This is a genomic window from Streptomyces sp. PKA51 (assembly GCF_057552455.1).
In genome coordinates, this window is the sequence record NZ_BAAJPZ010000007.1 from 48,068 (window position 1) to 62,259 (window position 14,192).

11 protein-coding genes are annotated in these 14,192 nt (G+C 73.2%); 8 read left to right on the forward strand and 3 right to left on the reverse strand.

The annotated features are described in order from the left end of the window. Positions 1-42 precede the first annotated feature (42 nt). The gene (locus tag AC27L3_RS13275; RefSeq protein WP_487234237.1) at positions 43-1,131 is read right to left on the reverse strand and encodes an AraC family transcriptional regulator; all 1,089 of its coding nucleotides are present in this window, start codon (positions 1,129-1,131) and stop codon (positions 43-45) included. Positions 1,132-1,277: 146 nt separating this feature from the next. On the opposite strand from AC27L3_RS13275, the gene AC27L3_RS13280 reads away from it, so the two are divergent. Continuing rightward, positions 1,278-3,059, forward strand: coding sequence for an AMP-dependent synthetase/ligase (locus tag AC27L3_RS13280; RefSeq protein WP_487234238.1), 1,782 nt, complete (start codon positions 1,278-1,280; stop codon positions 3,057-3,059). 103 nt (positions 3,060-3,162) lie between these two features. Here the strand turns inward: AC27L3_RS13280 and AC27L3_RS13285 are convergent, their stop codons facing one another. Beyond that, complete coding sequence (locus AC27L3_RS13285) at positions 3,163-3,366, reverse strand: cold-shock protein (protein WP_182313849.1); 204 nt, start codon at positions 3,364-3,366, stop codon at positions 3,163-3,165. Between the two features lie 282 nt (positions 3,367-3,648). Here AC27L3_RS13285 and AC27L3_RS13290 point away from each other — a divergent pair, with 282 nt between their 5' ends. Further along, positions 3,649-4,503, forward strand: a complete 855-nt coding sequence (locus tag AC27L3_RS13290) for a menaquinone biosynthetic enzyme MqnA/MqnD family protein (protein WP_487234239.1) — start codon at positions 3,649-3,651, stop codon at positions 4,501-4,503. Between the two features lie 71 nt (positions 4,504-4,574). Here the strand turns inward: AC27L3_RS13290 and AC27L3_RS13295 are convergent, their stop codons facing one another. After that, positions 4,575-5,543 carry an alpha/beta hydrolase gene (locus AC27L3_RS13295; protein ID WP_487234395.1) on the reverse strand — a complete coding sequence of 323 codons (969 nt, stop codon included), beginning with the start codon at positions 5,541-5,543 and terminating at the stop codon, positions 4,575-4,577. Positions 5,544-6,141: 598 nt separating this feature from the next. Between AC27L3_RS13295 and mqnC the strand changes: the two genes are divergently transcribed. From mqnC to AC27L3_RS13325, 6 genes are all read left to right on the forward strand, one after another. Beyond that, positions 6,142-7,338 (forward strand): cyclic dehypoxanthinyl futalosine synthase, encoded by a 1,197-nt coding sequence (mqnC, locus tag AC27L3_RS13300; RefSeq protein ID WP_487234240.1) that lies wholly within the window; start codon positions 6,142-6,144, stop codon positions 7,336-7,338. A 4-nt stretch (positions 7,339-7,342) separates the two neighbouring features. Beyond that, complete coding sequence (locus AC27L3_RS13305; protein ID WP_487234241.1) at positions 7,343-7,975, forward strand: amidohydrolase family protein; 633 nt, start codon at positions 7,343-7,345, stop codon at positions 7,973-7,975. A 402-nt stretch (positions 7,976-8,377) separates the two neighbouring features. Then, positions 8,378-9,076, forward strand: coding sequence for a demethylmenaquinone methyltransferase (locus AC27L3_RS13310; protein ID WP_487234242.1), 699 nt, complete (start codon positions 8,378-8,380; stop codon positions 9,074-9,076). A 96-nt stretch (positions 9,077-9,172) separates the two neighbouring features. Continuing rightward, positions 9,173-12,109, forward strand: coding sequence for a hypothetical protein (locus AC27L3_RS13315; protein ID WP_487234243.1), 2,937 nt, complete (start codon positions 9,173-9,175; stop codon positions 12,107-12,109). Positions 12,110-12,216: 107 nt separating this feature from the next. Continuing rightward, positions 12,217-13,509 (forward strand): geranylgeranyl reductase family protein, encoded by a 1,293-nt coding sequence (locus AC27L3_RS13320; RefSeq protein WP_487234244.1) that lies wholly within the window; start codon positions 12,217-12,219, stop codon positions 13,507-13,509. 144 nt (positions 13,510-13,653) lie between these two features. Next, positions 13,654-14,115 (forward strand): hypothetical protein, encoded by a 462-nt coding sequence (locus AC27L3_RS13325; protein ID WP_487234245.1) that lies wholly within the window; start codon positions 13,654-13,656, stop codon positions 14,113-14,115. Positions 14,116-14,192: the final 77 nt, after the last annotated feature.

The window sequence follows — 14,192 nt, forward strand, 5'->3', positions numbered from 1 at the left end:
ACCGTAGTGACCGGTGAGTAAACGGGGGGCTGGCCGGGACGCTCAGCTTTCCTGGCCGCGGTGGTCGGCGGGCTGCCGGTGGGTGCGTACGGCGCCGCGCAGCCGGTAGGCCCCCGGCGTGGTGCCCGTCCAGCGGCGGAAGGCGCGGTGGAAAGCGGTGTCCTCGGAGTAGCCGAGGCGGGCGGCGAGTTCGGCGATCGGTGCACGGCCCTCGGTCAGATGGGCCAGGGCCGCCTCCCGGCGCACCTGGTCCTTCAGCCGCTGGTAGGAGGTGCCCTCCTCCTGCAGCCGGCGCCGCAGGGTGGCGGGGCTGACCGCGAGGCGGGCGGCGAGCTGGGCGACCTCGGGCAGCCGGGCGGGCCGGCCCTCGCGCAGCGCGTGGACGAAGGCGCGGCGCACCTGTTCGGCGACGGTGACGGCGGCGGCGGGACCGGGCCGGCCGATGAGGCCGGCGGGCGCCCGGCGCAGCAGCTCGCGCAGGGCCTCCTCGTCGCGCACGGCGGGCGCGCTGAGGTGGCGGGCGTCGAAGGCGGCGGCCGCCGCGGGGCCGGTTCCGGGGCGGCCGAACCGTACGGGGCAGCCGAAGACCAGGGCGTACTCGGCGGCGTACGGGGGCGGGGGGCAGGCCAGGCGCACCCAGCGCAGCGGCAGGGGCCGGCCGGTCAGCCAGCTGGCCAGCCGGTGGAAGACCACCAGCGCGCTCTCGGCAAAGAACCGGCCCTCGGGGTCGCCGCCCAGATCGTTGCGGACGACGAACACCGCCTCGCCGCCGTGCCGTTCGAGGGCGAGGTCGGGGCCGCCGGGGAAGAGCCCGTAGAAGCGGGCCGCCCGGCGCACGGCCGTGCCCAGGTCCGCGCAGCCCACGCACAGGTGGCACATCATCGCGAACGTGCCCGGCCGGCTGGGGGCGGATCCCAGGCCCAGGAACTCGTCGCCCGTGGCCTCGTGCAGCTCGCGCACCAGGTGGGCGAAGCGCTCGGGCGCGACGCGCGCGGCGTCGTCGCCCAGCAGCAGGGGCGGGATGCCGGCGCGCTGCAGCAAGGGCGCGGTGTCGATGCCGAGCCGGCGGGCGCCGCCGAGGGCGGCGCGGACGTGGTGCACGGTGACCGAGCGGCTGCCGATGCTCCCCATGCCCGAACGGTAGCGGCGGGTGAGCGCCGCGGTCAGTGGTGCTGACGCTTCCGGTCATCCCTGCCGGCCGGGCGCGGTGCCTAGCGTCGCCGTAGTCCCCGTTTTTTACGTCCGCATGCGGCAAGCAGTCTGTCCCAGGAGGCGTGATGCGTCTGCAACGGCCCGATACGCTCGCGGAGTTCACCGAGTGGACCGCGGAGCTCTTCGGCGCGCTCCCCGCGCTGCGCCACCGCCGGCGGGGCGGGCAGGGGGCCGGGGAGTGGACCGAGGTGGGTCACCATCAGCTGCGCGAGAGCGTCCGGGAGATCGGGCGCGGCCTGATGGGCCTGGGGGTGGCGCCCGACGACCGGGTGGCGATCCTGTCGGAGACGCGCCCGGAGTGGACGCTGGCCTACTTCGCGGTCCTGGCCGCCGGCGCGGTCGTGGTGCCCGTCTACCCGACGGCCGGGCAGGAGGAGCTGGCCTGGGTGCTCGGCGACTCGGGCGCCTGCGTGGTGATCTGCGAGGACGCCGCCCAGGCGGAGCGGGTCGCGGCCGTGCGGGAGCGGCTGCCGGCACTGCGGCACGTGGTCCTCGTCGACGGCGGCCCCGGCGACCTGCGGCTCGCGCAGCTGCCGGACCGGGCGTCGCCGGCCGCGCTGCGGGCCCGGGCGACCGCGCGCCGGCCGGAGGACCTGTGCATGATCGTCTACACCTCGGGCACCACGGGCCTGCCCAAGGGCTGCCGGCTCACCCACGGCAACATGGTCTCCAACAACGACGCCACCAGCGGCCTGACCGAGAGCGCCCCGGGCGACGTGACGTACCTGTACCTGCCGCTGGCGCACATCATGGGACAGCTGGTGCAGCTGTCGGCCCTGCGACAGGGCGGCACGCTGTGCTACTTCGGCGGGCGGGTGGAGGACGTCGTCGCCGAGCTGGCCGAGGTGCGGCCCACGCACCTGCCGTCCGTGCCCCGCCTATTCGAGAAGGTGCACGCGGGCGTCCTCGCGCGGGCCGAGGCCGCCGGCCCGGACGGCGTGGCGCGGCTGGCGGCGGCGGTGCGCACCGGGCTGGAGATGGCCGAGGCCGAGGAGCGCGGGGACAAGCCCCACGACGAGCTGAGAGCGGCCTGGCAGGAGGCGGAGGAGCGGGTCTTCGCGCCCGTGCGGCGGATCTTCGGCGGCCGGCTGCGCTGGGCGCTGACGGGGGCCGCCCCCATCGCGCCGCAGACCCTGGACCTGCTGCGCGCCTGCGGCATCGGGATCTTCGAGGGGTACGGGATGACCGAGGCCGCCGGGGTGGTCACCCTCAACCACCGGGCGGCCGTGCGCCACGGCACGGTGGGGCGGCCGGTCGCCGGCTGCGAGCTGCGCATCGCGGACGACGGCGAGGTGCTGGTCCGCGGGCCGGGGGTGTTCGCCGGCTACCACGGCGACGCGGCCGCGACCGCCGCGGCCGTCGACGCGCAGGGGTGGCTGCACACCGGCGACGTCGGCAGCCTCGATGGGGACGGCTACCTGAGGATCACGGGCCGCAAGAAGGACCTGATCATCACCTCCAGCGGCAAGAACCTCGCGCCCGCGCCCGTGGAGGCCGCGCTGCAGCAGTCGCGCTGGATCTCCCGTGCGGTCATGATCGGCGACCGCCGCCCGTACCCGGTGGCGCTGCTGACCCTGGACGCCGAGGAGATCGCGGCGTGGGCCGCCCGGGAGGGCGTGGTGTTCGGCGCCGCGGGGCCGGCCGGTCACCCCGAGGTGCGCCGGCTGTGCCGGCAGGCCGTGGACGCGGCCAACGAGAAGATCTCCCGGCCGGCCCGCATCCGCTCCTTCGCGATCCTCCCCGAGGACTTCTCGGTCGCCACCGGGGAGCTCACGCCGACGCTCAAAATGCGCCGTGCGGTGATCGAACGGCGGTACGCCGCGGAAATCGCCGAAATGTACGAATGAAACCGGCGGGGAAGGGCAGGGAAAGGCCCGGAAAAAGGCAGGAGCCCCGCCCCCGCCGAAGCGGGGCAGGGCTCCTTGGAGTGGATCCCGGAGGATCCCAAAATCACGCCGGGGTGACGTTCTCCGCCTGCGGGCCCTTCGGGCCCTGCGTGACGTCGAAGGTCACCGGCTGGTTCTCCTCGAGGGAGCGGAAGCCGGAGGCGTTGATCGCGGAGTAGTGGACAAAGACGTCGGGGCCCCCGCCGTCCTGGGCGATGAAGCCAAAGCCCTTTTCAGCGTTGAACCACTTCACGGTTCCGGTAGCCATAAGCCCTCCTTGGGCCAAAGGGTTGCCCTGCTCCAGAACCTGCAAAGGAGTCTGAAAACTACAAAAGCCTGCGGGTCACATGCTCCGCAGGCTCTGTACTGCAAGGGAAACCAAACTGCAACTTGCGGCGAGCCTAGCACGCGAGGTTCTTCCGGGGAAGGAGTCGAAGATCACGCGTGTGGCGGGTTTTCCGGGCCCGGCGCCCGGAAAAGATCGCAGGTCGGGCACCGCCGCACGGACCCCGGTCCGGCGGCCTCCGAGAGCCGGGGCTAGCCTCCGGATGTGGACAATTCAGCCTCACCGGCCCGCCCCCGCGTGGGCCACATCCAGTTCCTCAACTGCCTGCCCCTGTACTGGGGCCTCGCCCGGACGGGCACGCTGCTCGATCTCGACCTGACCAAGGACACCCCGGAGAAGCTCAGCGAGCGGCTGATCGCCGGGGACCTGGACATCGCGCCGGTCACCCTCGTCGAGTTCCTCAGACACGCCGACGAGCTCGTCGCCCTGCCGGACATCGCGGTGGGCTGCGACGGCCCGGTGATGTCCTGCGTGATCGTCTCGCAGTTGCCGCTGGACCGGCTGGACGGGGCGCGCGTCGCCCTGGGCTCCACCTCCCGCACCTCCGTGCGCCTGGCGCAGCTGCTGCTCGCCGAGCGCCACGGCGTCCACCCCGAGTACTTCACCTGCCCGCCCGACCTCGGCGCGATGATGCAGGAGGCCGACGCCGCCGTCCTCATCGGCGACGCCGCGCTGCGGGCCTCCCTGCACTACGCGCCCAAGCTCGGGCTGGAGGTGCACGACCTCGGGCAGATGTGGAAGGACTGGACGGGCCTGCCGTTCGTCTTCGCCGTCTGGGCGGCCCGCCGCGACTACCTGGCCCGCGAGCCGCGCCTGGTCTCCCAGGTGCACCGGGCCTTCCTCGCCTCCCGCGACCTGTCGCTGGAGGAGGTCGGCAAGGTCGCCGAGCAGGCGGCCCGCTGGGAGGCGTTCGACGCCGAGCTGCTGCAGCGCTACTTCACGACGCTGGACTTCCGCTTCGGCCCGGCGCAGCTCGCCGGCGTGACGGAGTTCGCCCGCCGCACCGGCCCGAACACCGGCTACCCGGCCGACGTCCGGGTGGAACTGCTGAAGCCCTGATCCCCCCGCCCGAGGGATCGGGCCGGGGGATCAGGGCTTCGGGCCGGTGCGCGGCACCGGGGCGTGTGCGATCAGGAGGAGGGCGTGGGGCCTTCCATGTGCTGACTGATGTACTGGATCAGGCCCTCGCCCATGTTCGGCACGTACGTCTTGGCGTTGTGCTTGCCGCCGGGGATCTCCCGCAGCATCGTGTGCACCGGCCCCTTGCCGTACTGCGCCTGGAACTGCTTGACCTGGCTCATCACGATCGGCGGCTCGGCCGTGCCCACCTGGAAGGCGACGTAGACGTCCGGGCCCTTGGTGTCGATCAGGTGCTGGGCGAGCTTCTGCGGGTTGTTCTCCTGCTTCTCCTTCTCGTGCCCGTTCCACAGCGGGGAGTCGGGGACGATGTCGGGGCCGGAGGCGATGACGGCCTTGAACTTGTCCGGGTGCTTCAGCACGGCCTTGAAGCCCGCGAAGCCGCCGGAGGAGGAGCCCATGAAGCACCAGCCGTCACGCGACTTCAGCGTGCGGAAGTTCTGCTTGATCAGGTCCGGGACGTCCTCGGACAGCCAGGTGCCCATCTTCGGCTGGTTGGGGATGTCGCTGCCGTCGTAGTAGTGCTTGTCGTCCGGGTTCAGGATCGGCATCGCCAGGATGAACGGCAGGGACTTGCCCTCCTGGGACCACTTGCTGATGCTCGACTGGAGGTTGAGGTCGGTGCCCATCCAGTAGTTGTTCGGGTAGCCGGGGCCGCCCGGGAGCGCGATCATCACCGGGAAGCCGCTCTTGGCGTACTTCGGGTCCTTGTACTGCTTGGGCGCCCAAACCCAGACCTTGCCCGTGAAGCCCGACTTCTTGCCCGTGATCGTCACCACGCCGATCTCGGTGCCGTCACCGAGCGTGTTGGCGTTCTTGAACTGTGCCGCCGGGCCCGTCGGCATCAGCGTCTTGGAGTCCGCGCCCTGGGCGTCCGTGCCGCCCGCCTGACCACCGCCGTTTTTGTTGTCCTGACCGAAGCTGACCGGGTCGCCCTTCTTCGAGAAGGGACCGATCTCCATGTACTTCAGGACACCGCCGGTGATCAGCCCGAGTATCGCTATGGACGCCGCCACGATCACCCAGATCTTGGCGCGCGACGCGCGACGGCGGCCCTGCGACTGGTACTCCCCGTCGGGGTCGTGGTCGCCGTGGCCGTGCGGCGGCCAGCCACCCGGGCCACCGCCCTGACCGTAGCCGTCGTACGACTGCTGGGGCGCCCGGCCGTAGCCGTCCGGCTGCCGACCGTAGCCGCCCTGGCGGCCGTAGCCGTCGGTCTGTGGGTAGCCACCCCCCTGGGGGTGGCCACCGCCCTGCTGGTACCCCGCGTCGGGCCGGTAGCCCCCGCCTGGTGAGTGCGTCATCGCGTCGCTCCGGATGATGATGCTGCTGCCCCGAAGGACATGACGGTTCGTTCCGCCCTAGGGGATGGCCGAACGACGGTGCGAGGTTCCTGGGACACCCCGTGAATTGAGTCATAACTTCGCATCAGGGCCGGAAGGCCCGCGTCCGGGGAGGGCGAAAGGCCCGATGCCGCCTTTGTCGCCCCCGTGACCGCGGCCCGAAGCCCTCGACTAGGCTGGCGGCACCTGCTCCACACCCCCTTCGAAGGGACGCCCGGTGACCGAGAACGCCGACCTCGCAGCCGTCCTCGACCGCGCCGCAGCCGGCGGCCGGATCACCCCGGAGGAGGCGCTCGAGCTCTACCGCTCCGCCCCGCTGCACGCCCTCGGCGCGGCCGCCGACGCCGTGCGCCGTAGGCGCTACGCCGGCACCGAGCACATCGCGACGTACATCATCGAGCGCAACATCAACTACACGAACGCCTGCGTCACGGCGTGCAAGTTCTGCGCCTTCTACGCCGCGCCCAAGAGCGACAAGGTGTGGACCCGCCCGCTCGACGACATCCTGCGCCGCTGCGCGGAGACCGTGGAACTGGGCGGCACGCAGATCATGTTCCAGGGCGGACACCACCCCGACTACGGCGTGGAGTACTACGAGGAGCACTTCGCGGCGATCAAGAAGGAGTTCCCGCAACTCGTCATCCACTCCCTCGGCGCCTCCGAGGTCGAGCACATGTCGCGGATCTCCGGCGTCAGCGCCGAGGAGGCCATCCGCCGCATCCACGCCGCCGGCCTGGACTCCTTCGCCGGCGCCGGCGCCGAGCTGCTGCCGGAGCGCCCGCGCAAGGCGATCGCCCCGCTCAAGGAGTCCGGCGAGCGCTGGCTGGAGATCATGGAGCTCGCCCACAACCTGGGCGTGGAGTCCACCTCCACCATGCTCATGGGCACCGGCGAGACCAACGCCGAGCGCATCGAGCACCTGCGCATGATCCGCGACGTGCAGGACCGCACCGGCGGCTTCCGCGCCTTCATCCCGTACACCTACCAGCCCGAGAACAACCACCTGAAGGGCCGCACGCAGGCCACGATCTTCGAGTACCTGCGCATGATCGCCGTCGCGCGGCTCTTCCTCGACAACGTCGCCCACATCCAGGGCTCGTGGCTGACGGTCGGCAAGGAAGCGGGCCAGCTCTCGCTGCACTACGGCGCGGACGACCTGGGCTCGGTCATGCTGGAGGAGAACGTCGTCTCCTCCGCCGGCGCCAAGCACCGCTCCAACCGCATGGAGCTCATCGACCTCATCCGCAAGGCAGGCCGCGTGCCGGCGCAGCGCGCCACCACCTACGAGCACCTCGTGGTGCACGACGACCCGGCGAACGACCCCGTCGACGACCGCGTCGTCTCCCACCTGTCCTCGACCGCCATCGAGGGCGGCACCGCCCACCCCGAACTGCAGATCGTCGAGGCGAGCTGACCCCTTGCTGACGCTGCACGCGGCCGACCTGCTGATCGCCGACCCCGGCACGGACCCCGTGCCGGACGGCGCGGTCGCCGTCGACGGCGAGGCGATCGCGGCGATCGGCCCGTACGAGGAGGTCGCCGCGGCCTTCCCGCAGGCCCGGGTACGCCGCTGGCACGGCGTCCTCACGCCCGGCCTGCGCCAGCCCGCCGCGGGCGCCCTGCTGCGCGGCGCCTACCACCCGGACCCGCGCGAGCACGCCGAACTCGGCGAGCGCCCGCTGACCGGCGAGCGGCTCGCGGCCCTGCCGATGGACGAGACCCGCTGGTCCGGCAGCATCCGCCGGGGCCTGCAGCAGATGCTGCGGCACGGCACGACGGCCCTCGCAGGCCCCTTCCCGGACCCCCTCACCGCGACCGCGGTGACCCGCTCGGGCCTGCGCGTCCTGCCCCCGGCCCCACCCGCCGAGGCGGACCTCGACCCCTTGCGGCACACCCCGCTGGCCGACGCCGTCACCGGCCCCCTGACCGTCGGCGCCCGCGCCGACTTCGCCGTCTTCGACGCCCCGGACGTCCCCGCCCTGGAGGCCGCCGGCGCGGCCACGTGTGTGGCGACGGTACTGGCGGGACGGCTGGTGCACCGGCGCCGCTGAGGGCGGCGTGGAAGCCCGTTCATTACGGCCGAGCTCTGAAGAGACCGTCCGTCCACCTCGTCAGTAACCCGTCAGGACGACGTCCTCGCACGTCAGGGCCGCGTCAAGGGGAACGGGCCGTACCGGATCACCCGGCAGGATGAGCGGTGCGGGGACGGCCGCTGCGGTCGTCACACGTGGTGCGGTGTGTCAGGGTCCCGTCCGCGATGCGGACGAGCCGGAAGGGCGCGCACTGCCGGAGGAAGCCCGGTTGCCGAGGGGGCGACGGGTGGGGGGCCGGCAGGCCCGGAGGGCCAGGGGCCCGCAAGAGCGAGCGCAATGCGCACCACGGGCACGACCGGTCCTTCCCGGGCAGCCGTCCCCGTCCAAGATCCCGCGCGGGCCGTGGTGAAGAATGGCCGGGTGACCCGAGCATCCCTGGACAAGCAGCCGCACGAAGTCGCCGCGATGTTCGACGACGTGGCGGCGAAGTACGACCTGACCAACGACGTGCTCTCGCTCGGCCAGGCCCGGCTGTGGCGCAAGGAAGTGGCGAAGGCCGTCGCCGCGCGGCCGGGGGAGAAGGTGCTCGACCTCGCGGCCGGCACCGGCACCTCCTCGCTGCCCTTCGCCGCCGACGGTGCCTACGTCGTGCCGTGCGACTTCTCGCTGGGCATGCTGAGCGAGGGCAAGAAGCGCCAGCCGTGGCTGCCGCTGACCGCCGGCGACGCGACGAAACTGCCCTTCGCGGACGGCGTCTTCGACGCCGTGACCATCTCCTTCGGGCTGCGCAACGTGCAGGACACCGACGCCGCGCTGCGCGAGATGCTGCGGGTGACCCGGCCCGGCGGGCGCGTGGTCATCTGCGAGTTCAGCCGGCCCACGTGGGCGCCGTTCCGCACGGTCTACACCGAGTACCTGATGCGCGCGCTGCCGCCCGTCGCCCGGGCCGTGAGCAGCAGCCCGGACGCGTACGTCTACCTCGCCGAGTCCATCCGCACCTGGCCCGACCAGCCGGCCCTGGCGGCGCGGCTGCAGGGCGCGGGCTGGTCCAAGGTGGCCTGGCGCAACCTGACCGGCGGCATCGTGGCGCTGCACCGGGGCATCCGCCCGGCGGACTGACGCCCCGGCCCGGCGGCCTCCGGCGTTTGTCATGGGCAGGACTCAAGATCGGTACGATCTTGGGCCCCCGGCCCTGACGTCCCCTCCGGAGGCCCCATGCCGTCCCCGTTCTGTCCCGCCTGCGGCGCCGCGTTCGTCGCCGAAGCGCGGTTCTGCATGAGCTGCGGCAAGGAGCGCCCGGCCGCAGCCGCGGTTCCCGCCGCCGCGGCCCCCGCCCCGCCGCCGCCCGCGGCACCTCCGCCGTACGCGCCCCCACCGGCGTACGCGCCGAACCCCGCGCCCTCGCGCGGGGCACAGTTCCTGCGCGGCGCACTGACCGGCGACTGGGCCGGCTCCGCCAAGGCGGCCCTGTGGCCCGCCGGCCTCCTCCTCGGCCTCGCCCTGCTGCTGTCCATACCCTCCACGGACGACTACGCCGAAGCCGGCTTCGGCAACTGGTCCGACCGCTTCCAGCTCACCGTCGCCCTGCTCCTGCAAGGACTGGGCGGCACGCTGGACGTCGAGGTGGGCGGCGGCGGCCTGCTGTCCTTCGTCATCAGGGGCAGCGGTTCGGTCTCCGTATGGCCGCTGACCGTCACCCTGCTGTGGGTCGGCGCCGTGGCCCTCGGCGCCGTACGGCTGCGTCGCGCCGAGGCGGCCGGCACGGCCGGCGGCGGCGCGCAGGCCGCCCTGCGCCTCACCCTGCTGAGCGGCGCGGTCGTGCTCGTACTCGGCCTCATCGGCCAGCCGCACACGGAGATGGTCGACATCTCCACCACCCCTCTGCTCGCCACGCTCTTCACCCTCGCGCTGACCGGCGCGGTGAGCGGCGCGGTGCTGTGCCGCACCGCGCTCACCACCCGGCTGGGCGCCGGTGCACAGGTGGTCGTACGGGCGTGGGGCACCGCCCTGCGCGCCCTCGGGCTGACCGTCGCCCTGTGCGCCCTCGTCGCCTTCGTCGTCATCGCCACCCACAGCGACGACATGGGCGACTGGGCCGCCCCCACCTCCCTGCCGCTGCTGGTCAACTGTGGCCTGGCCGCGCTCGGCGTGAGCTGGGGCGCCGGCGTCGAGGGCTCGGTGAGCGACGGCGGCCGGCACGAGGGCGGCACCCTCGGCCTGTCCGAGATCGGCGACACCGCGGGCGCCTGGGCGCAGACCGGCACGGTCGCCCTGGGCGTGGTCTGCGCCCTGATCCTCGCCGCCCTCGTGGCGCGCCGCTCGGCCGACCGGGGCGAACAGGTGCTCTCCGGAGTGTTCTTCCTGGGCACGCTGTGGCTGCTGTCGTTCGTCACGGGCTTCTCGATGGAGATCAGCCGTGGCTCGCGCCCCGGCTCGTCCTTCGGCTCGTCCTTCGGGTCGTCGTACGGCTCGTCGTACGGCGGGAGGAGCACGGTCACCTCGATCCACACGAACCAGGGCGAACTGCTGCTGTTCGGCCTCCTGTGGACGGCGGCAGCGGTACTCGTCGCGGCGCTCATCGCCGCCCGGAAGGGCACGGTGGCCGGTGCGACGTCCGCCGAGGGCGGAGTCGGGGACGGGGGCGGGGTCGGCAAGGCCGCCCCGCTCCCGCCACTGCCGCAGGCGCCGCCGGCGCCTGCGGCGCCGTTGGCGGGGGCGGGTGCGGCGCCTGCCGCCCCCGCGGTAGCGCCGGCGCCCGCCGCGCCGTCGGAGGGTGCTGCGGCTCCTGCTGCTCCTCCTGCTGTGTCGGCCTCTGCGGCGCCCACGGGGCCTGCCGCCGCCCCTGCGGCGCCTGTTGCCGGGCCGGTATCCGCTGCCCCCGCGGCGCCTGCCGTCGCCCCTGCTGCGTCGTCGGTGGGTGCGGCTTCTGCCGCCTCTGCGGCGTCTGCTGTCCCTGCGGTGTCATCAGTGCCGGTCAAGTCCACGGCGCCTGCGGCGCCTGCGGGCCTTGCGACGCCGCCGGCGTCGGCCGCCCCCGGGGCGCCTGTCGCCGGGCCGGCATCTGCTGCCCCTGCCGCTCGCGCGGCGACGGCGGCTGCCGCGCCGACGGTCCCTGCCGGGCCCGCGGCGGCTGCGGCCTCTGCGGCGCCCACGGCACCCGCCGCTTCGCCGGCGGCTCCCGCCGCCCCGACCGCCGCCGCCGTGCCCCCGGCGTCCGCCGCCGCCCCGGCCGCCGCCGTGCCCTCGGCGCCCGCCGCTTCGCCGGCGGCGTCCGCCGCCGCCCCGGCGTCCGCCGCGCCGCAGGCGCCGGCCGCCGTACCGCCCGTGCAGCCGCACACGGCCGTGCACCCGCACCCCGCCGCGCACCCGCACCCCGCCCTGCAGCCGTCCACCGCCGTGCTGCCCACCTTCCAGACCCCCGTGGCGCCCGCCGCCTCGCGGGGCGGGACCGGGCGGAGTCCGCTCGTGTGGGTGGCCATCGGTCTGGCCGCCTTCCTGATCGGCGGTGCCGCCACCGCCGGCGTGATGCTGACGGGTGGTGACGACGGCAAGGGCGCCGACGACCGGACGCCCGCCACGGCCGGTCCGTCGGCGAAGCCCTCCGCGAAGCCGTCCGCGGACCCGTCCGCGAAGCCCTCCGCGGAGCCGTCCGCCGGCGGCTCCGCCGATCCGGCGGCTGCGCAGCCGCCTGCCGGTCAACTGCCCAAGGGGTATGCGCGTGTGACCTCCCCCGAGGGGTACTCGCTCGCCCTGCCCGAGGGGTGGAGCAGTCAGGACAAGGGCAGTGACCAGACCGACTACCACGGTCCCACCGGGCCGGAGACCGTGCGGGTCGGTATTACGCGCAAGCCCGCCGTCTACTCGTACGAGCACTTCGAGCAGCTGGAGAAGACCGTTTCCCAGCAGGACGGCTACACCCGCGTGCAGCTGACCCGCAACACCTTCCGCGGGCGGCAGGGTGCGTTGTGGGAGTGGACGTGGAGGGAGAAGAACGGCGAGGTCATGCACGCGCTCGACCAGGCGTACGTGGATGCCGACGGCAAGGAGTACGCGATCATGTACACCTGGCGGGACCGGTTCGGCCCCCAGGGGCGCTCGGTGTTCGACAACGCGCTGAAGTACTGGTGGGTGGGTCCGCTGGACTTCGACTGACCCGGCGCGCTCGCGCAGGCGCCGGTCCGGCGGCACGGCGCGGCTCTTAGACTCGGCGGGTACGAGCCCAGCAGTCCCCGTCCCCTTGCCGAAACGGAGAGCCCGCCGTGACCGAGTCGCGTACGCGTACCGAACACCGTGCCGATGTGATCGTGGTCGGGGCGGGTCCGGCCGGTTCCACGACCGCGTACTACCTGGCCAAGGCCGGCCTGGACGTCCTGCTGCTGGAGAAGACGGCGTTTCCGCGCGAGAAGGTGTGCGGCGACGGCCTGACGCCGCGCGCCACCAAGCAGCTGGTGGCGATGGGCATCGACGTCTCCGAGGAGGCGGGCTGGCTGCGCAACAAGGGTCTGCGCATCATCGGCGGCGGCGTGCGCCTGGAGCTGGACTGGCCGGAGCTGGCGTCCTTCCCGGACTACGGGCTCGTGCGCAAGCGGGACGACTTCGACGAGCAGCTGGCGCGGCAGGCGGTCAAGGCGGGCGCCCGGCTGTACGAGCGGTGCAACGTCGGCGCGCCCGTCGTGGACGGGGTCACCGGCCGGATCGTGGGCGTGGAGGCGAAGCTGGGGGAGGAGAAGGCGCCGGTCACCTTCGCCGCCCCGCTGGTGGTCGCCGCCGACGGCAACTCCTCCCGCCTGTCGCTGGGCATGGGGCTGCACCGGCGCGAGGACCGCCCGATGGGCGTGGCCGTGCGCACGTACTTCACCTCGCCGCGGCACGAGGACGACTACCTGGAGTCCTGGCTGGAACTGTGGGACCGGCGCGGTCCGGGCCCGGACCGGCTGCTGCCCGGCTACGGCTGGATCTTCGGCATGGGCGACGGCACGAGCAACGTCGGTCTCGGCGTGCTCAACACCTCCGCCTCCTTCAAGGAGCTGGACTGGCGCGAGGTGCTGCGCGCCTGGTGCGCCTCGATGCCGCAGGAGTGGGGCTACACGCCCGAGAACATGACGGGTCCGATCCGCGGCGCGGCCCTGCCGATGGCCTTCAACCGCCAGCCGCACTACACGCGCGGGCTGCTGCTGGTCGGTGACGCCGGTGGCCTGGTGAACCCGTTCAACGGCGAGGGCATCGCGTACGCCATGGAGTCGGGGCAGCTCGCGGCGGATGTGATCGTCCAGGCGCACGCCCGCGGCTCGTACGCCCAGCGGGAGCTGGCCCTGCAGCGCTACCCGAAGGTTCTCAAGGACACCTACGGCGGCTACTACACGCTCGGCCGGGCGTTCGTGAAGCTCATCGGCAATCCGAAGGTGATGAAGCTGGCGGCGGAGCGGGGTCTGACGCATCCGCTGCTGATGAAGTTCACGTTGAAGATGCTGGCCAATCTGACCGATCCGACGGGCGGCGACGCGATGGACCGCATCATCAATGGGCTGAGCAAGGTGGCGCCCCGATCCTGAGGGTTCGTCAGGAGCGCGGAGTGATTCACCCCTTCGTGTAGCTTTCGTGCGGTTTCGGCGTGTCGTGTTCACGGAAGTTTGGAGGAGAGTCCGGCTCCGTTTGCGGGGCCGGAAGGGCTTTCTCGTGAAGGGAACCCGCTCGTCATGAACCCTCTGAGGAGACGCACTGCCCGCACCGCCCGCCTCGCCGCGCTCGCCGCGGCGCTGACCCTGCCCGCCGCCGTCCTCGCCGGCCCCGCGTACGCCGCGCCGCATGCAGCGCCGCATTCCGTGTCGCCCGCCGCGCCGCATGCCGTGCCCGCGGAGAAGGCGAAGAGGCTGACGACCTGCTCCGTCAACGGCATTCCCGTGACCGGGGCGGTCGTCCACGGCACCAACGGCCCCGACCACATCACCTGCGAGAGCGTCGACGCCTTCACCGTCGTGGACGGCCTCGGCGGCGACGACTTCATCGACGTCGGCATCGTCGGCCCCTACGGCCGCGTCAACGGCGGCTTCGGCAACGACAGGATCCTCGTCCACCTCAACCTGGGCCTCGTCGACGGCGGCCCGGGCCTCGACTCCTGCGTGATCCTCCAAGGCAACCGGGCGCTCGACTGCCCGTGACGCCGTGCTCGCCGCCTCGCGGCACGCCCCCGCCCGCCGTGCGGACCACCCGTGCGCGGCGGGCGGACCTCGCGCAC